Here is a 16,344-nt window from a genome sequence, read left to right on the forward strand (position 1 = left end):
CAATCCTTCGTGAAAAAGACTGTGGCTTTCAGCTGTTTTTGTTGTTCTGCCAGGGCCGGTAAGGACGCTTGTACTTCGGCGGATGACTGAACATCGGCTCATGCTCCGAAAACGGGAGGGTCTGCAAAACCCGGTCAATGTCGGTGGATTCCATATCATACTGGGACTGGCAACTTTCCCGGATGGCATCTTTGATGCTCTGGACAGTACACATATTCATTCCTTTCCTTTCGTAGTGATAATGAGTTTACGGGTGGCGGCGGCGCTTGTCCGGTTTGAAGTCGAGCACATGGCCCTCGATCACACGGGCATACCGCTTGATTTTGATTTCCCGACGCTTCTGGCTTACGAGGGCGGCCTGATACCCGTCCTCCGTAAGAAACAGCCGCATATCATCGCCGGGGCAGCCGTAGGAACAAGGGCGCTGAACGGAAAACTCGATCATCCAGCGGGTGCTGTCCTGAAAACGCTCTACGGCCAAGATATTGTGTCCTTTCAGCTCACGGGCTGAAATATCCCTCATAGGCGGCTCCTTTCATCGTTCCTGGTCTCTCTGGCGCTTCTTCTGCCACGCCTCCAGCAGTTTGATAATGGTTTCCTGCATCCGCTGGGGCGTATAGCTTTTGGGGAAATACTTCCGCAGGGTGTCGGAGGTGAAAGTCACTTTGTCGAGATCACTTTTCTTTTCCTCACCCATGATGACGCGCATCATATCGAGGGTCAGATGTCCCTCCTGGCTGTATTTCTTGAGTCGCTGAGCCTGGGAGAGAGAGGGGGTAGCCTGTTCGCTGTCCATCGCGTCCAGCAAATCCCGCTGTTCTTCTTTTTTGAGAAAGGACAGCTCATAAGCCGGATTGAGGGCGATTTTCTTTTCATCGACCATATCCAGCAGTTCGGGAATCAGCTCCGTCAGGCGGATATAGCGCTGCACCTGGTTCCTACTCGAACCAGCCTGCTGCGCCAACAATTCATCTGCACGCAACTTCGTCCCAAGTTGGGACGAAGTTAAGTCCCCCCGTGCGCCTTGGTGTTTCATAGCCTCCAGCTTCATCTTGTAAGCAAAGGCCCTTTCGCTGGGGAGCAGGCTTTCACGTTGTAAGTTGCTGTCCACCATGATGATAGTGGCAGCATCATCGTCCAGGTCTCGGACAATGACAGGCATGGTTTCTTTCTCGGCCAGCTCACTGGCCCGGTGCCGCCTGTGACCGGCAACCAGCTCATAGCCGCCCTCCGGGTCCGGGCGGGCGATCGCCGGAACCAGAACACCATACTGCCGAACGCTGTCGGCGGTCTCCATCATGGCCTCGTCATCCTTGACTTTGAAGGGATGCCCCTTAAATGGGTGCAGCTCAGACAGCGGAATTTCCTGTATCTTCTCCAGCTTGGCATCCTGGCGGCTTTCCTCGGTGGAAAACAAATCATCGTATGGAGCCAGCTCTACTTTTTTCGCGCTGCTTTTCAAGTTTTATCACCTCCTTGGTCAGATTCTTATAGCCCTCGGCCACCTTGCCATTAGGGTCATGGGCAAAAATGCTTTTGCCCTCGGCGCTGATCTCCTTTGCCCGGACAGAATGGGGAATCTCGGTGCCGAACACCTTGATTTTGCTGCCATAGGTCTCCCGCAGCAGGGCGGCAATCTCCTTGGCGAAGTTGGTGCGGTTGTCCACCATCGTCAGCAATATGCCGTCGATCTGGAGCTTGGGGTTGATCTGCCGCTTCACCTTGTTTACGGTCTGGAGCAGCTGTTCCAGGCCCTTGGCGGGCAGGTACTCCGCCTGAACGGGGATTATGACCCTGTTGGCGGCGGCCAGGGCGTTGACCGTGAGCATACCCAGGGATGGCTGGCAGTCAATCAGGATATGGGAATACTGTCCCTTGAGCGTGTCCAGATACTGCCGCAGGATGGTCTCTCGGCTCATGGCGTTCACCAGGGAGACCTCCATGCCGGAGAGCTGGATGTCTGCGGGCATCAGGTCAACGCCCTCCGGGTGGTGCAGGATACCCTCGCCGGGGCGCAGCGGCTCGTCCATCAGGATACGGCCCATCGCGTCGGACAGGGTAAAGGGCAGCTTGTCCGGCTGGGGGTGGCCCAGGCTGATGGTCAGGCTGCCTTGCGGGTCCCCGTCGATCAGCAGCACTTTCTTTCCGGCCTGCGCCAGCCCAATCCCCAGGTTCGCGCAGGTGGTTGTCTTGCCAACGCCGCCTTTCTGGTTGGCGATGGCGATGATTTGCGTGTTCAATGACTTCACCTCATTTCTGAATTGTTCTATGGCTTCTGGAAATAGAAAAAGCCGCCACTTCAAAAATTGAAAGTGACGGCCTTTTCTTATCCCGGAATGAAATTCCCCGGAAACGCAAAAAGCGCCCAGTAGAAAATACTGAGCGCTTGGCGATTAGATTTATTCTCTTTTGTTCAAATTAGGTCAAATTCAGACAAACCGTTTTCACGAAAAAGGTCTCTTGGAGATGTATAAATAAACATCCCCTTGGCATCCCAAAATCGCGTCTCGGTTGTCCTATTTTTTAACCCATAAGCCCTCTTTTTGGGGTGGTTGTCCACCATTTAACCCATAGAAAACGGGTTAAAAGAGGCTTCGTTCTGTCAAATTGCGTCAAACCATTTGAAAAGGAAAAACCCCGGAAACCGCGTAGTTCCGGGGTTTTTGACCACTTTTGATAAAGTTTAGCGCTTGCTGAACTGCGGAGCGCGACGGGCAGCCTTGAGGCCGTATTTCTTACGCTCTTTCATTCTCGGGTCACGTGTCAGGAATCCTGCGCTCTTGAGCACCGGTCTGTAATCAGCGTCAGCCTCAAGAAGAGCTCTTGCGATACCGTGACGGATTGCTCCAGCCTGTCCTGTGTAGCCGCCGCCCTGTACGTTAACGATTACGTCGAACTTATCTGTTGTGTTTGTAGCCACGAGCGGCTGACGAACAACAACCTTCAGTGTCTCAAGTCCAAGGTACTCGTCGATATCTCTTTTATTGATTGTAATCTTGCCTGTTCCAGGTACAAGGTATACTCTCGCGATTGATTTTTTTCTTCTTCCTGTTCCGTAATATTTTGCGTTAGCCACTGTTATATCCTCCTTTCAACCTCTGACTAAAATGTAAGAACTTCCGGCTTCTGAGCCTGATGTGCATGCTCTGGGCCAGCGTAAACATGAAGCTTCTTGATCATGTCTCTTCCCATAGGTCCTTTCGGAAGCATTCCTTTAACAGCCAGCTCAATTACCTTCTCCGGTTTCTTTGCCATCATCTCGGCAAGTGTAGTCTCTTTCATTCCTCCTACATAATCGGAGTGGTTATAGTAAACTTTCTGCTGAAGTTTCTTTCCTGTTACTTTTACTTTCTCTGCATTAACAACGATTACATAATCGCCTGTATCAATGTGCGGTGTGTACTCCGGCTTGTTCTTTCCTCTGAGTACCTTAGCGACCTCAGAAGCAAGACGTCCTAATGTGCAGCCGTCAGCGTCAACCACGTACCATTTTCTCTCAATCTTGTCAGGGTTAGCCATATACGTTTTCATGGGTGTTCCTCCTATTAAAATCATCAGATAACATTGGTTTGTCTATTTGAAATCAGCATACTCCGGGGCTATGGCGTATACTGTTTCTCCTTTAGTCATGCTGTAATATTATAGTACCCGTTCTTTTCTGTGTCAAGTTTTTTCTTCCACTTTTCTTACATTCTCATGCTTTCTGCAGTTCAGTGACTTCCTGATTTCTCTGCTTCTCCGCTATTTTCTTCTGTTTTTGACCAGTATAATGATCACCGCCACAATTGCCACAGCTGCAAGCGCCATGCCTGCCACCGCATACCCGATTCCCGCGGACTGATCCCCGGTGTCCGGACTTACCGACGAGATGCGGGACACGGATGCCGTCCCCGATACAGAGGGCAGTGACGATGCGGGTTCCTGTGTTTTCACAAGATCCAGTCTGTCCACTTTATCCGTCGGTTCAAGTGAAGGCGGAAGCTCTGCCTGCACCTTCTTCTCCATGACGACGTACAGCCCGGCGTGATCCGTCTTAAACACCGCTGTTCCGTTTTCAATCGTACACGGCAGTTCCGTTCGCTGCGGCGTCTCTCCGTTCATGGATATCTCGCTGATCACAGTCCGCTCTGCATTATAATCAGACGGAACCGCAGCAGAGACTTCCATCGGTTCTTCCGGCTGCACGGGCATTCCCGTTGCCGCATTTACAAATGCGACAGTGTAAATCTCAAACTTTTCCGCAGACAGAGCAAGAAATTCGTCCAGGCCGGCATACTCTTCCCCTGCTTCAAACGGAAGCACAACCGGAATAATCATATCCGGTATCTCCTGTCCGCCCGATTCACCGTCTCCGTTATCTCCCGCATCTCCCGGAACATCTGATTCCGTTCCATCTTCTGATGCATTTCCCGAACCATTTCCGTTCAGACCGTCCGATGTGTCTGTCGCGCCGTTTCCTGACTGTCCGCCCGCTGTGTCTGCTGCGCCGTTTTCTGTCAGACCGCCTGACGTGTCTGCCGCGCTGTTTCCTGTCAGTCCGTCTGATGCACCTGCCGAATCATTTCCATCTGTTATCCCTTCTGTCCCCGTCTCTGACATGGCTTCCACAGCGTTCTCTTCCGTTTCTGCCGTCACCTCTTTTGCCTGAATACCAAGCGGTGCCATGCCGGCCAGAATGACGGACATGATCAGCACTGACAGTCCTTTTCTTACTGAGTTCCGTCTTTTCAAAACAATCCCTCCAAACAATGTTATCCATACCGGCCAGCGCCGGGTTTTCTCTTCTTTACAGTATATCTTCTGCGGAACGCAGTGTCAATTCAAGTGTCAATCCAAGTCTCCTCTTTCGTCTTCTTCGTCTTCTTTTTCGCTTACTTTTGTGGTATACTGGTTAAGTATTCTTATTGAAAGAAATGAAGGAAGGGACATGACTATGTGGGCTTATAACGAAACTTTTTATCAGATATATCCTATCGGCTTCTGCGGGGCTCCCGTTCACAATGACGGAATCGAGGCACACCGCATCCTGAAAATCGGAGAATGGGCGGAATATCTCCAGAAACTTGGGATCGGCTCCATCATTCTGAATCCGATTTTTGAGTCTGATAATCACGGATATGACACAAGAGACTTTACGAAAATCGACTGCCGGCTTGGAACGAACGAGGATTTCAAAGAAGTCTGCCAAAGACTCCATGAACACGACGTTAAAATCATGCTGGACGGAGTATTCAATCACGTTGGCCGCGGATTCTGGGCATTTAAGGATGTTCAGGAGAAAAAATGGGACTCTCCGTACAAAGACTGGTTTAAAATCAACTTCGACGGAAACAGCTGTTACAACGACGGTTTCTGGTATGCAGGCTGGGAGGGTCACTACGAACTCGTCGAGCTGAATCTTCAGAATCCGGCTGTCGTTGATTATCTTCTGGACTGTGTGAAAATGTGGATCGAAGAATTCGGAATCGACGGGCTCCGTCTCGATGTGGCGTACAGTCTGGATCACAACTTCATGAAGCGTCTGCGCAGTTTCTGCGAAGAGCTTAAACCCGGGTTTGCCCTGATCGGCGAGGTGCTTTTCGGAGATTACAACCTGATTGTAAACGATGAAATGCTCCACAGCTGCACAAACTATGAATGCTACAAGGGAATTTACTCCAGTTTCAACAGCATGAACATGTTTGAGATCGCCCATTCACTGAACCGCCAGTACGGTCCGGAACAGTGGTGTATTTACCGCGGAAAGCATTTGATGACATTTGTAGACAATCATGATGTCTCAAGGCTGGCTACAATACTGACAAATAAAAATCATATTCCTCTGGCTTACGGACTTCTTTTCGGAATGCCCGGCATTCCGTGCATCTACTACGGAAGCGAATGGGGCGAGGAAGGAGCTAAGGCGCCGGATAATGACTATGCGCTCCGGCCATGTTTTGAAGAGCCCAAGCCCAATGAACTGACAGATTTTATCCGGGAACTGATTGCCGTACGTCGTGAGAGCGACGCCCTGTGCAACGGCTCTTACCGCAATGTAGTGCTCACCAATCATCAGCTTGTCTTTGAACGCAGAAGCGACAGTGAGCGGGTTCTTGTCGCAATCAACGCTTCCGATCAGGAGTATACAGGCGGCAGCCACGAACTGCAGGGAACTTTTGAACGCACAGTTCTCTATCAGGTCGGCTCTGCAGAAGGACAGAAGACATCCGATTCTGACAGCGTCAACACTGCGGGCAAAAACGAGCCCGAGATCGTCGCGCTGCAGGGACAGATCGCGATGCCGGCTTACAGTGTGCAGTATTTAAAAATGGTATAACTTGTGATTTGTCGAGTTATCTGTATGCTTCCGCCGAGAGGTGGGGAAGGGGATTCCTCGCGGGCCTGCTCCGGAATTTCCTTCCCCTGCCACACGTCAGGCTTCATCAGAACAAAGGTATATCCTCCCGACAATTCAACAGTATTAATCACCGGAAGTGCCTGGCGGCACATTCCGGGATTGTAAGCGGTCGCCAAGGCCTCGGTCAAGCCCGGGCTTTGGCTCGTCGCCTGTACAAAAAGAAAAAGGCTGACTCTCAGGGATACCCCTTTGAAATCAGCCTTTCTTTCTCAATTAGTCCTGAACGTACGGCATCAGGGAAATATGTCTTGCTCTCTTGATTGCTACTGTAAGAGCTCTCTGATGTTTCGCACAGTTTCCTGTGATTCTTCTCGGAAGGATTTTCCCTCTCTCAGAAACATATTTCTTTAACTTTGCTACGTCCTTGTAATCGATTTCGTTATTCTCTTTACCGCAGAATACGCACACTTTTTTTCTTCTGCGCGCCGGGCCTCTTCTCTTGAATCCACCCTCAGGTCTGCTTCCCTTTTCGTAAGCCATGATAATTCTCCTTTCTCCGGAATAGCGGAAGGCTAATTAAACGGCAGTTCCTCATCAATTCCATCAGGGATATTCATAAATCCGTCTCCCGCCGGCGCACTCGGTGCCGGTGCCGGAGCGGACTGCTGATAAGATGACCTGTTGGCCTCGCTCTCAGCTCTGCTCTCTGCGAATTCCTGTTCCTCCACGATCACTTCGGTTGTGTAAACTTTCACACCCTCTCTGTTCGTGTAGCTTCCGGTCTGGATACGGCCGGAAATGGAAACGCGCATTCCCTGGCGGAAATATTTCTCCGCGAACTCAGCGGAACGTCCGAACACAACACACGGAATAAAATCTGCCGTAGGCTCTCCGTCCCTCTTGAATCTGCGGTCCACAGCAACGGTATATCTCGCAACCGCAGTTGCGCTGTCGCCCTGTGAATATCTGACTTCAGGATCTCTCGTCAACCTTCCTACTAAAATCGCCTTATTCATATATACCTCTTTCCGCTTATGCTTCCTGTTTCACGCATAAATATCTGAGCACGTTGTCCATAATGCGGATACGCTGTTCCACTTCGCCCGGAACCGTCGGCTCAGCCTCGAAGTGTACGAAGTAGTAATATCCTTCACTCATCTTCTGGATTTCGTAAGCGAATCTTCTTTTGCCCCACTCATCCACGTCTGTTACGTTGCCGCCGAAACGTGTGATCAGAGCTTTCACTTTCTCGATTACGTCTGCTCTTGCTTCGTCTTCGAGTTTTGCGCTCACAACAACAGCTAATTCATACTTGTTCATGTTCTGCACCTCCTTATGGTCTCTGGCCCCCGTCCTTCACGCAGGAGCAAGGAATTATGAATCTGTCCGGAATAGCTCCGACAGTATGTCACGGTTATTCATGATAACACATGCTTTTTTATTTTTCAAGTATTTTTGTTATATTTTGCATCCTTTTAAATTGCCACAATTCTTGTACAGAGATGATCCAGAAGCGCATCATCATGGCTTATAATAAGAAGCCCCATTCCGCGCGCCTCTGCTTCCTCCAGAAGGAAATGCCAGATCTGCGCCTGTGTCGCCAGATCCAACATGGAGGAAATTTCGTCGCAGAGAAGGAATTTCGTCTCCGGCCGCAGTGCCCTCGCCAGGCAGAATCTCTGCAGTTCCCCGCCCGAAAGCTCCGCCGGAAACCGTTCCAGCCAGCCTTCTTCTATGTGAAGCCGCTCCAGCAGCCTTCTGTCCGGCATGCCCGCCTCACGCAGCGTTGTCCCGAGCCTCAGAAGCGGATCCACCGCAGTCTCCGGGTGCTGCCACACCATCTGCACCGGGCACGCGCCCCGGTATGTTCCCGCCGCTTTTCTGAGCGGACTTCCATCCAGAAGGACCGTTCCTTTCTGCGGCCTCTCATATCCGGCAAGGATCCGGCACAACGTCGTTTTTCCCCTCCCGCTCGGCGCCTTCAGTCCGACACGCTCCCCGGAGGAGAGCGTGAGATCAAAGTTTGAAAGAACCGGTTTCTTCTTTTTCCCTCTGTACCAGAATGTAATTTTCTTTGCCTCAAGCGTCATTTTCGATGCCCCGCTTTTCCTGTCTTTCGCGCCCTGCGCTGCTATTTTTCACTTTTGCGTTCCCGCCCTGTGCGCCCGGCGCTGTTATCTTTCGCTTCGCTTTCCCGCTCCTGTACGTCTTACGCTGTTATCTTGCGATTTCCCGCCCTGCGTGTCCGGCGCTGTTATCTTCCGCTTCTGCTTTCCCGATCTCTGCGCCCAACGCTGTACAATCTCCTTCCTCCGGGTACAGGCATCGAACTTTCCCTCCCCCGGACAGTCGAAGCGGAATCTGCTCTGTCTCCGTGCATTCCCTGCGGCACCTCTCGCACTGCTCCGCAAAAGGGCATCCCTGTCTGACCGTCCCCGGATAGGGCTGGGCGCCTCTCAGCGGAACAAACCCGTTTCCCGGCATGGCCCTCCACAGTGCTTTCGTAAAGGGATGACGAAGTCTTTCTGCCCCGGCAAAGTCCGAAACAGAAGCCTCCTCGATCGTCTCTCCCGCATAAAACACCGTCACCCGGTCCGCCACCTCCAAAGCCAGCGCCAGGTCATGCGTGATAAAAAGCATACCCGCACCTTCATCCGCCAGCTCCCTAAAATGTCCCAATATCCGTTTCGCCGCGCGCACGTCCAGCCCCGGCGTAGGCTCATCAGCAATAATCAGCCTGGGATTCTGCATCACAGCGGAGGCAATCAGGACACGCCGTGCCATGCCTCCCGAAAGCTCAAAGGGATAGAGCTCTTCCGTCTCCTTCCCAAGTCCGTATCTTTCAAGTGCCCGGCGGCATCTGTCCAGCGTTTCCTTATCCCGTTTCCCTCCGGTAAGCTGATCCCGCACCTTCATAAGCGGATCAAGATACGTCACCCCCTGAGGGATGAGCGCAATCTCGCCTTTTCTTAGTTTCCCCGCGCGCTCCCGGGTAAGCACTTGCCCATCATAATAAATCTTCCCTTCCATGCAGCTGTTGTACGGAAGGATGCCGAGAATCCCGTGAGCCAGAAGGCTTTTTCCCGAACCGCTTGCTCCGACTACGGCCACCACTTCACCGGGCCCAACGGACAGGGAGAGATCCCGGATCACCGGAAGCTGTCTTCGGCGGATTCCCCTGCCGTACTGTGTAAAACTGACAGACATATGCTGTATCTCCAATATCGCTTCCAAAAATATCCTCCTCTCACTCGTGGACACTGGCCGGGTCCAGAAGCTTTCGTACCCGCTCTCCCAGCATGGCAAACAGCACAACCACGAACACAAGCGCAAGCCCCGGGAAAAGGGCAAGCCACCAGCGGCCCGTAGTCAGGTACTGCATGCTCTCCGAGAGAATCACGCCAATGGCCGGCTGCTCAGAGGACAGCCCGAATCCGAGAAAGGTAACACTTGCCTCATGCAGAATCGCATGGGGGAACAGAAGAATCGTCCCGGTTAAAAACTGCGGAAACAGATGGGGAATCATATGCCTTCTCACGATCTGCAGCCGGGATACACCGAGTTTCTCTGCCGCCAGAACATAAGGCGCGGACTTTATCTGAAGTACTTCTGTCCGCACAACTCTCGCAAGAGACGGCCAGTGGCTCAGGCTCACTCCCGCCACTACGCCGACGAACCCGCGGCCGCAGGCAATGGAAATCAGCATCACAAGAAGAATGTGCGGAATCCCCATCACCAGATCAATTACCCAGGAAACTGCCGCATCCACTCTTGAGCCGAAAACTGCGGCTGCCGTCCCCAGACAGAGCGCTGTCACCGCGCTCACCGCCGCAGTAAGCACGCCGATACGGATGCTTAAGGACAGCCCTGAGAGCGTGCGCAGAAACATATCCCGCCCCATCCAGTCTGTGCCGAACAGATACGGGATTCCCGGAGCCAGATTCGTCCGTGAAAAGTCCGTTGCCGCCGCCCTCTCTTCCACAAGAATCCCGGACACCGTCACCGCCGCAAGAACAAAGATCGCAGCAGCGAGAAAGAACAGCGTGGTCTGTCTTCGATTGTAAAGTTTCTCTCTTCGTTTCATTCTCTGGCCGTCCCCCTTCTTATTCTGGGATCGACCACACCGTAAAGCAGATCCGCGATCAGATTGCCTGCAAATACGATTGCAGCAGTAATAACCGTGATCCCGAGCAGCAGCGGGAGATCGCTTCCCAGTCCTGCCGTCACCGCCGCCTGTCCCAGTCCCGGGTAGGAAAATACCTGTTCCACAAGCACTGACCCTCCGATGATCTCACTGACAGAGGCAAACTGAAGCGTAATGGCAGGGAGGGAAACATTTCTCAGTCCGTGCCTCAGAACAACAGACAGTTCCGATTCTCCGCGCGCTCTGGCAAAAAGTACATAGTCGGATTCCATCACGTCGATCATCTTTTCCCGCGTGTGGAGCGCGATATTGGCCACGCCCGTAATGCTCAGCGTAAGCGCAGGAAGGATGGCATGCCGCAGTCTGTCCGCGGCAGACACCGCCTCTGCCGCCATCCCCGCCGGAACAGACAGCCCCACCGGCAGCCAGCCAAGCCAGACCGAAAAGATCATAAGAAGAAGGATCGCGAGCCAGAACGCCGGCGTGGAAGAAATGACGATACAGTACCCGCGGATCAGTTTATCCGGCCACTTTCCCCGGAATGCCCCGGCCGTCACTCCGAGCGCCATTCCAAGCACACCGGAGATCATCCACGCTGCCAGCAGAAGAAGGAAGGAATTCCCAAGCCTCTCCCCGATCACCGTCATCACCGGCTGCCGGTAGAGAAGCGATGTGCCGAAGTCGCCCTGAAGCACTCCTGAGAGCCAGCCGAGATAGCGCTGCACCGGAGGCGTATCCACGCCCCAGTACGCTTCCAGCCGCTCCACCTGTTCTGCACTCATTGAGCCGAGCGCCACCTGCCCCACATTTGTCTGCAGAGGATCAAGCGGAGAAGCGCACATAAGGAGAAATGTAACGAGACTGACTCCAAGCAGGAGAATCCCGATCCGGATCAGCTTTTTCCCCGTAAACTTCAGGCGGTGTTTCAAAATCATCATTCCTTTCTGAGATCATACTTTTTCGCGGCCATGTCTTTCCACAGCCACATCTTTTCGCGGTCATATTTTTCCACAGCCATGCCTTTTCGCGGCAATATCTTTCTGCGGCTGTATCTTTATGACCACGTCCACTGATCCACATTATTGACGACAGACCAGCCGTGCCCATGAGGATGAATCTTCTGTTCAGCCACATTCAGCCCGTCTCTCACCCAGTAGAGATGATCAATATTGACGAGCCATACCCAGGGAATGTCGCCGTCCTGAGTCACCCCGGTTGTCCCGTCCCACTGAGCCAGTTTCCAGAGTTCATAGGATTCTTCCAGATCACTGCTGGCAAGAGCCTGATCCATGTAGGCATCCACTGTCTCATTGGAATACGGCGAGTACCCGGCAGAGTTCGTCCCTTCAAGCGTATGGTAAATATTATAAAGTTCCATCGGCGTATGCGCGCCCCATCCCCACAGGAGCGGGTCGCTGAGCGCCCGGTCATAGGCAGTATCCCAGCCCACGCCCTCGAGCGTACAGGAAATCCCAAGCTCTTCCATCTGTCCCGCAAAATCCGCGGCAAGCGCCTGACGCACTGTGTCTCCTGTAGAATAGAGAAGATTTAACTCCGCCTTTACCCCGTCTTTCTCCCGGACACCGTCATCGCCCATGTGCCATCCCGCCTCGTCAAGCAGCGCGGCCGCCTCCTCCGGATCATACTCCACCTCAGAAGCCTCATTATACCAGGGAAGCTGGTCACACACGCTGTACGCCGGACTTCCGTAGCCATTCAGCACGTTATCAATCATCTCCTGCCGGTCCACGCCGATGTTGATGGCGCGGCGGACGAGCACATCCGATGTAAAATTATTTCCAATCGTATTTCCATCCTCATCCTTTCGCTCCGAAACAGCCGGAAGATTGAATCCCCTGTTATCCACACTTGCGCAGGCAGCCAGGCTGTAGCCGTCAACCGTCTGATCCGAGTACGTCGCCGATGTGTACGCCAGATCCACCTCACCTGCCCGGGCCGCCAGAAACGCAGCGTCCTCTTCCATAAAAAGGATCGTAACCTGCTGCATCTTCGGGGCTTCTCCGTAATAATCCGGATTTGCCTCAAGAATCACCTGCTGTCCCCGGTCCCACTGCTTCAGAATATACCGTCCTGATCCGATGGGATTGGAACCGTATGAGGCGCTGTCATAGGCGTGTTCCGGTACGATTCCCACAACAGCCATCGTGTACGGCCAGATCGAATAGGGTCTCGTCATATGAAAGACTACCGTCGTGTCATCCACCGCCTCCGCATAATCAAGCATGGTAAAGTCATTCACCGAACTGGTTTCCTTCACTGTATTATATGTAAACGCCACATCCCCGGCTGTCAGCAGTTCTCCATCGGTAAAGTAAGCGTCATTCCGGATTGTCACCGTCCATGTCATGCCGTCCTCGCTTGCAGAATAACCTGTGGCCAGATCATATCCCACCGTGAGATCCGCATTTGTCACAGTAAGCGTACTCTGGATCAGCGGCTCATGGACATGTTCTCCGGCTCCCCATCCATAGGCAGGGTCAAACCCGGCCTCCGGTTCCGACGTCGGTCCCATGGCAATGACTACAGATGTCTGCCCCTGCTCCTGCCCTCCGGTTCCTGTTTCCGTCTCTGAGACGGACACACTCTCTTCTGTCCCACTCCCCCCGGTACATCCGGCAAGAAGCGAGATCGCCAGACAGAATGCAGCAGCACAGGATGTCAGCTTTCTTCCCTTCACTGTATTTCTCCTTTCTCCATCGCCCTGATCGCCGCATCCTGTACGCGCTGACAGGGAACACTGTTTCTCTGTGCGAGTTCAGCCACATCTTCATATTCCGGCTTTTCATGCCGGATACCAAATCCTTCCGCTGTTTTAATCCGGACTTCGCCGTACTCCGTCTGCACGCTTCTGCTCCCTGGCGTAAGGAAATATTTTCCGCATCTGCGCACTCTGAGTCCATTTGTCGTAGTTTCCTCAAGAACGCAGCGAGCCATCCGCTCTTCCTCTTCCGGCCGGCACAGCACAGTCAGCACATGCCCCGGGCGCCCTTTTTTCATCGTTCCCGGTGTCGCATATACATCCAGCGCGCCTTTCTCCAGAATCCGGGACATGGCGTAGGAAAGCATCTCCGGAGTCATATCGTCGATGTTGCAGACAAGTTCTGTAATCTCTCCGTTTTCCCCGCCGGAAAAGACCGTCTCACTGCTCTCATCTTCCGTCTCACCGATGAATGCTCTGACACAGTTCGCCTGCTCAAACTGCTTCGTGCCGATTCCGATTCCGACTCCCTCTGTACGCATCACCGGCATTGTCTCAAAAGAATCGGCAAAATGGACCAGAAGAGCCGCTCCGGTAGGTGTGCACAGCTCACCCTGCACAGCGCCGCCGTAGACAGGCACTCCCTTCAGCAGATTTGCCGTGGCAGGCGCAGGCACCGGCATAACGCCGTGGGCACAGCGCACCGTCCCGCTTCCCACATGAACAGGCGACACAATAATGCGCTCCGGCTTCAAAAGGGAAATCGCATAGCAGACCCCTGTGACGTCCGCCACCGCGTCCAGCGCTCCCACTTCGTGGAAATGCACATCTCCCACCGGACAGCCGTGCGCCGCTGCCTCCGCCTCTGCGATCGCATCATATACCGCGCGCGCTTCCCTTTTCACACTGTCCGGAAGGGAAAGCGAGCCGATCAGCTCCGCAATATGTCCCGGGTCCGCATGGTGATGGCCGTGCGCATGATTGTGGCTGTGCTCATGACTGTGTACATGGTCGTGACTGTGGCCGTGCTCATGCGCGTGTTCGTGATCATGTTCGTGGCGGCACTCTGCTTCATGATGGTGTTCGTGACCTTGTTCGTCGCTGTGCTCATGCCCATAATGGTGTTCATGACCGTGGTCATGACAGTGCTCCGCTTCATGATGATGGTCATGGCCGTGATGATGTTCATGGCCATCCCCCGGCTCTGTCTCTTCTTCCCCGTACACAGTGACTGCCAGATGCGTCCCCGCGATTCCGCACGTTGTCCCCTTTTCCGCCTGAATCTCCACTCCGGGAAGGCCGAGACCGTTCATCGTATCAAGGAAGCCCTGTCTGTCTTCCAGAAGTTCGTAGAGCGCAGACATGAGCATGTCTCCCGCAGCTCCCATATTGCATTCAATATACAGTGTCCTCATTATTTCGTTCCCCTTTCTTCTCCCTGCTCTGTTTCTTCTATTCCTTCCATCTGGTTAATCATACTCGCAAGATACCCTGCGCCGAATCCGTTATCTATATTTACCACGCTGCATCCCGAAGCACAGGAGTTGAGCATGGACAAAAGTGCGGAAAGGCCGCCGAAACTCGCCCCGTATCCGACACTTGTCGGCACTGCAATCACAGGACAGTCCACAAGCCCGCCTATGACAGACGCAAGCGCCCCTTCCATTCCTGCTACAGCCACAACGCAGCGGGCGCTCATCAGTTCGTCCAGATTCGACAGAAGCCGGTGAAGCCCGGCCACGCCCACGTCATAGAGCCTGGTCACTCTGTTTCCCATCGTTTCCGCAGTAAGGGCCGCCTCCTCCGCCACAGGTATGTCGCTCGTCCCGCCGGTCGCTACCACGACATTCCCCCGGAGTTTTCGTTCCTCCGGGTAGACGACCGCCAGCCGGGGAAGAGGGTGGTAATCTGCCGGCACAGCTTCACACAGACAATCTGCCGCCTCCGGACTGATCCTCGTAACAAGAATGTTTCTGCACCCCTTTTCTCCCATCGCGGTGACAATTCCCCTGATCTGCTCCGGTGTCTTGCCTGCCCCGTAAATCACTTCCGAGGCCCCCTGGCGTACACTCCGGTGCAGGTCAATCTTCGCATAGTCCAAATCCTCAAATGGCGCTTCCTTCAGATTCAGAAGCGCCTGCTCCGGAGTAACGCTTCCATCCGCCACACTTCGGAGCAGTGTCAGTATTTCGTGTTTGCTGTCCATATCCGTCTTCCTCTCTCCAAAATATTTTCCGTCAGATATCTCTGCCATTCTTTTATCCTGATATTCTGCCGTCCCGCCTTCTTCCTATTCCGAAGGCATCCTCACATTCAGATCCAGAGTGACCGCCGGGAAAAGTCCTCCCAACGCCTCCATAATCTTCTTTCTATTCTCGACGACAAGATCCATCTGCTCTTCTGTAACCTGAATTCTTGCCGCACCTGCGTACATCCGCACTCTGAAATCAGACAGTCCCATACCGGCCAGCACCTTCTCCGCATGTTCCACTCGCGCAAGATCTTCCCGAGTGATCGGCGTCCCTGTCGGGATGCGGGTCGCAAGACAGGCGTAAGCCGGTTTTTCCCATGTAAACAGTCCTGCCTCCCGCGACATTCTCCGCACATCGGCCTTCGTAATCCCACACTCGCGGAGTGGCGACCGGACATTCAGTTCTTTAAGCCCCCGCATTCCCGGCCGGTCTTCCGCATCGTCGGATGCGTTTGTCCCGTCAAGAAGAACCGGGTATCCTTCCGCGTCCGCCGCTTCTTTTAACTTCGTAAACAGAGCTCTCTTGCAGTAATAGCATCGGTCCGGGCCGTTTGCCGCCGCTTCCGGCACATCCAGAATGTCGGTTTCTATCACCCGCAGCGCCGCTCCCGTCTCCCGGGCCAGCCGCTTCGCATCCTCCAGTTCAAAAGCCGGCTGAAATACCGTCTTCACATAAAACGCGCATACATCGCGCCCGTACTTTCCCGCAGCCCAGAGGAGGAAGGCGGAGTCCACTCCTCCGGAGAACGCAATCGCCGCTTTGGGGTGCTGCTTAAAAAATTCCTGTAATGTCATCTCTTTCCCTCCGTCTTTTTCTCTGTTCTTTTTGTTTTTCTCTATCTTTAATTGTCATTTTCTCTGTCTTTTCCACTCTGCTCCCAGCTTTTTCTCTG

Annotated in this window: 19 protein-coding genes; 1 reads left to right on the forward strand and 18 read right to left on the reverse strand. The window is 53.4% G+C overall.

Annotated elements, in window-relative coordinates; all coding sequences use genetic code 11:
* Positions 1 to 28: 28 nt before the first annotated feature.
* The 7 genes from LKD70_RS13495 to LKD70_RS13525 all read right to left on the reverse strand — a co-directional run bounded on the left by LKD70_RS13495 (position 29) and on the right by LKD70_RS13525 (position 4,731).
* Positions 29 to 214, reverse strand: coding sequence for a hypothetical protein (locus tag LKD70_RS13495; protein WP_038270780.1), 186 nt, complete (start codon positions 212 to 214; stop codon positions 29 to 31).
* A 33-nt stretch (positions 215 to 247) separates the two neighbouring features.
* Positions 248 to 523: a DUF5720 family protein gene (locus LKD70_RS13500; RefSeq protein ID WP_002576357.1), complete on the reverse strand. Its 276-nt coding sequence runs from the start codon at positions 521 to 523 to the stop codon at positions 248 to 250.
* A 12-nt stretch (positions 524 to 535) separates the two neighbouring features.
* Positions 536 to 1,462 carry a ParB/RepB/Spo0J family partition protein gene (locus tag LKD70_RS13505; RefSeq protein WP_002576358.1) on the reverse strand — a complete coding sequence of 309 codons (927 nt, stop codon included), beginning with the start codon at positions 1,460 to 1,462 and terminating at the stop codon, positions 536 to 538.
* A complete protein-coding gene (locus LKD70_RS13510) occupies positions 1,419 to 2,240 on the reverse strand; it encodes a ParA family protein (protein ID WP_002576359.1) in 822 nt (273 codons plus the stop codon). Before LKD70_RS13510 ends, LKD70_RS13505 begins: the two co-directional genes overlap by 44 nt.
* A 443-nt stretch (positions 2,241 to 2,683) precedes the next feature.
* Positions 2,684 to 3,076, reverse strand: coding sequence for a 30S ribosomal protein S9 (rpsI, locus tag LKD70_RS13515; protein WP_227708477.1), 393 nt, complete (start codon positions 3,074 to 3,076; stop codon positions 2,684 to 2,686).
* A gap of 26 nt (positions 3,077 to 3,102) precedes the next feature.
* The gene (gene rplM, locus LKD70_RS13520; protein ID WP_227708478.1) at positions 3,103 to 3,531 is read right to left on the reverse strand and encodes a 50S ribosomal protein L13; all 429 of its coding nucleotides are present in this window, start codon (positions 3,529 to 3,531) and stop codon (positions 3,103 to 3,105) included.
* A gap of 210 nt (positions 3,532 to 3,741) precedes the next feature.
* Positions 3,742 to 4,731: a hypothetical protein gene (locus tag LKD70_RS13525; RefSeq protein ID WP_227708479.1), complete on the reverse strand. Its 990-nt coding sequence runs from the start codon at positions 4,729 to 4,731 to the stop codon at positions 3,742 to 3,744.
* 202 nt (positions 4,732 to 4,933) lie between these two features.
* Here LKD70_RS13525 and LKD70_RS13530 point away from each other — a divergent pair, with 202 nt between their 5' ends.
* The gene (locus LKD70_RS13530; protein ID WP_227708480.1) at positions 4,934 to 6,316 is read left to right on the forward strand and encodes an alpha-amylase family glycosyl hydrolase; all 1,383 of its coding nucleotides are present in this window, start codon (positions 4,934 to 4,936) and stop codon (positions 6,314 to 6,316) included.
* A gap of 294 nt (positions 6,317 to 6,610) precedes the next feature.
* Here the strand turns inward: LKD70_RS13530 and rpsR are convergent, their stop codons facing one another.
* The 11 genes from rpsR to larE all read right to left on the reverse strand — a co-directional run bounded on the left by rpsR (position 6,611) and on the right by larE (position 16,246).
* Positions 6,611 to 6,877 (reverse strand): 30S ribosomal protein S18, encoded by a 267-nt coding sequence (gene rpsR / locus LKD70_RS13535; protein WP_015527519.1) that lies wholly within the window; start codon positions 6,875 to 6,877, stop codon positions 6,611 to 6,613.
* A gap of 32 nt (positions 6,878 to 6,909) precedes the next feature.
* Positions 6,910 to 7,353, reverse strand: a complete 444-nt coding sequence (locus LKD70_RS13540) for a single-stranded DNA-binding protein (RefSeq protein ID WP_227708481.1) — start codon at positions 7,351 to 7,353, stop codon at positions 6,910 to 6,912.
* Positions 7,354 to 7,369: 16 nt separating this feature from the next.
* Positions 7,370 to 7,657: a 30S ribosomal protein S6 gene (gene rpsF, locus LKD70_RS13545; protein WP_227708482.1), complete on the reverse strand. Its 288-nt coding sequence runs from the start codon at positions 7,655 to 7,657 to the stop codon at positions 7,370 to 7,372.
* A gap of 155 nt (positions 7,658 to 7,812) precedes the next feature.
* Entirely contained in the window at positions 7,813 to 8,427 is a 615-nt protein-coding gene (locus LKD70_RS13550; RefSeq protein WP_227708483.1) for an ABC transporter ATP-binding protein, read from the reverse strand.
* Between the two features lie 127 nt (positions 8,428 to 8,554).
* Positions 8,555 to 9,571: an ABC transporter ATP-binding protein gene (locus tag LKD70_RS13555; protein WP_407690972.1), complete on the reverse strand. Its 1,017-nt coding sequence runs from the start codon at positions 9,569 to 9,571 to the stop codon at positions 8,555 to 8,557.
* Positions 9,572 to 9,584: 13 nt separating this feature from the next.
* Positions 9,585 to 10,421 carry an ABC transporter permease gene (locus tag LKD70_RS13560; RefSeq protein ID WP_227708484.1) on the reverse strand — a complete coding sequence of 279 codons (837 nt, stop codon included), beginning with the start codon at positions 10,419 to 10,421 and terminating at the stop codon, positions 9,585 to 9,587.
* Complete coding sequence (locus LKD70_RS13565) at positions 10,418 to 11,416, reverse strand: ABC transporter permease (protein WP_407690974.1); 999 nt, start codon at positions 11,414 to 11,416, stop codon at positions 10,418 to 10,420. The genes LKD70_RS13560 and LKD70_RS13565 overlap by 4 nt, the downstream gene beginning before the upstream one ends.
* 119 nt (positions 11,417 to 11,535) lie before the next feature.
* Complete coding sequence (locus tag LKD70_RS13570; RefSeq protein WP_407690973.1) at positions 11,536 to 13,179, reverse strand: ABC transporter substrate-binding protein; 1,644 nt, start codon at positions 13,177 to 13,179, stop codon at positions 11,536 to 11,538.
* Positions 13,176 to 14,615 (reverse strand): nickel pincer cofactor biosynthesis protein LarC, encoded by a 1,440-nt coding sequence (larC, locus tag LKD70_RS13575; protein WP_227708486.1) that lies wholly within the window; start codon positions 14,613 to 14,615, stop codon positions 13,176 to 13,178. Before larC ends, LKD70_RS13570 begins: the two co-directional genes overlap by 4 nt.
* Positions 14,615 to 15,406: a nickel pincer cofactor biosynthesis protein LarB gene (gene larB / locus LKD70_RS13580; protein ID WP_227708513.1), complete on the reverse strand. Its 792-nt coding sequence runs from the start codon at positions 15,404 to 15,406 to the stop codon at positions 14,615 to 14,617. Before larB ends, larC begins: the two co-directional genes overlap by 1 nt.
* 84 nt (positions 15,407 to 15,490) lie before the next feature.
* Positions 15,491 to 16,246 carry an ATP-dependent sacrificial sulfur transferase LarE gene (gene larE, locus LKD70_RS13585; protein ID WP_227708487.1) on the reverse strand — a complete coding sequence of 252 codons (756 nt, stop codon included), beginning with the start codon at positions 16,244 to 16,246 and terminating at the stop codon, positions 15,491 to 15,493.
* Positions 16,247 to 16,344 lie beyond the last annotated feature (98 nt).

This window comes from Ruminococcus turbiniformis (genome assembly GCF_020687545.1).
In the GTDB taxonomy this organism is placed as follows: domain Bacteria; phylum Bacillota; class Clostridia; order Lachnospirales; family Lachnospiraceae; genus Mediterraneibacter; species Mediterraneibacter turbiniformis.

Coding starts and splice junctions, on each gene's coding strand:
- LKD70_RS13550 (WP_227708483.1), bottom strand. CDS start 8,427: ATGACGCTTGAGGCAAAGAAAATTACATTCTGGTACAGAGGGAAAAAG.
- LKD70_RS13500 (WP_002576357.1), bottom strand. CDS start 523: ATGAGGGATATTTCAGCCCGTGAGCTGAAAGGACACAATATCTTGGCC.
- larE (WP_227708487.1), bottom strand. CDS start 16,246: ATGACATTACAGGAATTTTTTAAGCAGCACCCCAAAGCGGCGATTGCG.
- LKD70_RS13560 (WP_227708484.1), bottom strand. CDS start 10,421: ATGAAACGAAGAGAGAAACTTTACAATCGAAGACAGACCACGCTGTTC.
- larC (WP_227708486.1), bottom strand. CDS start 14,615: ATGAGGACACTGTATATTGAATGCAATATGGGAGCTGCGGGAGACATG.
- rpsR (WP_015527519.1), bottom strand. CDS start 6,877: ATGGCTTACGAAAAGGGAAGCAGACCTGAGGGTGGATTCAAGAGAAGA.
- larB (WP_227708513.1), bottom strand. CDS start 15,406: ATGGACAGCAAACACGAAATACTGACACTGCTCCGAAGTGTGGCGGAT.
- LKD70_RS13565 (WP_407690974.1), bottom strand. CDS start 11,416: ATGATTTTGAAACACCGCCTGAAGTTTACGGGGAAAAAGCTGATCCGG.
- LKD70_RS13495 (WP_038270780.1), bottom strand. CDS start 214: ATGTGTACTGTCCAGAGCATCAAAGATGCCATCCGGGAAAGTTGCCAG.
- rplM (WP_227708478.1), bottom strand. CDS start 3,531: ATGAAAACGTATATGGCTAACCCTGACAAGATTGAGAGAAAATGGTAC.
- rpsF (WP_227708482.1), bottom strand. CDS start 7,657: ATGAACAAGTATGAATTAGCTGTTGTTGTGAGCGCAAAACTCGAAGAC.
- LKD70_RS13530 (WP_227708480.1), top strand. CDS start 4,934: ATGTGGGCTTATAACGAAACTTTTTATCAGATATATCCTATCGGCTTC.
- LKD70_RS13540 (WP_227708481.1), bottom strand. CDS start 7,353: ATGAATAAGGCGATTTTAGTAGGAAGGTTGACGAGAGATCCTGAAGTC.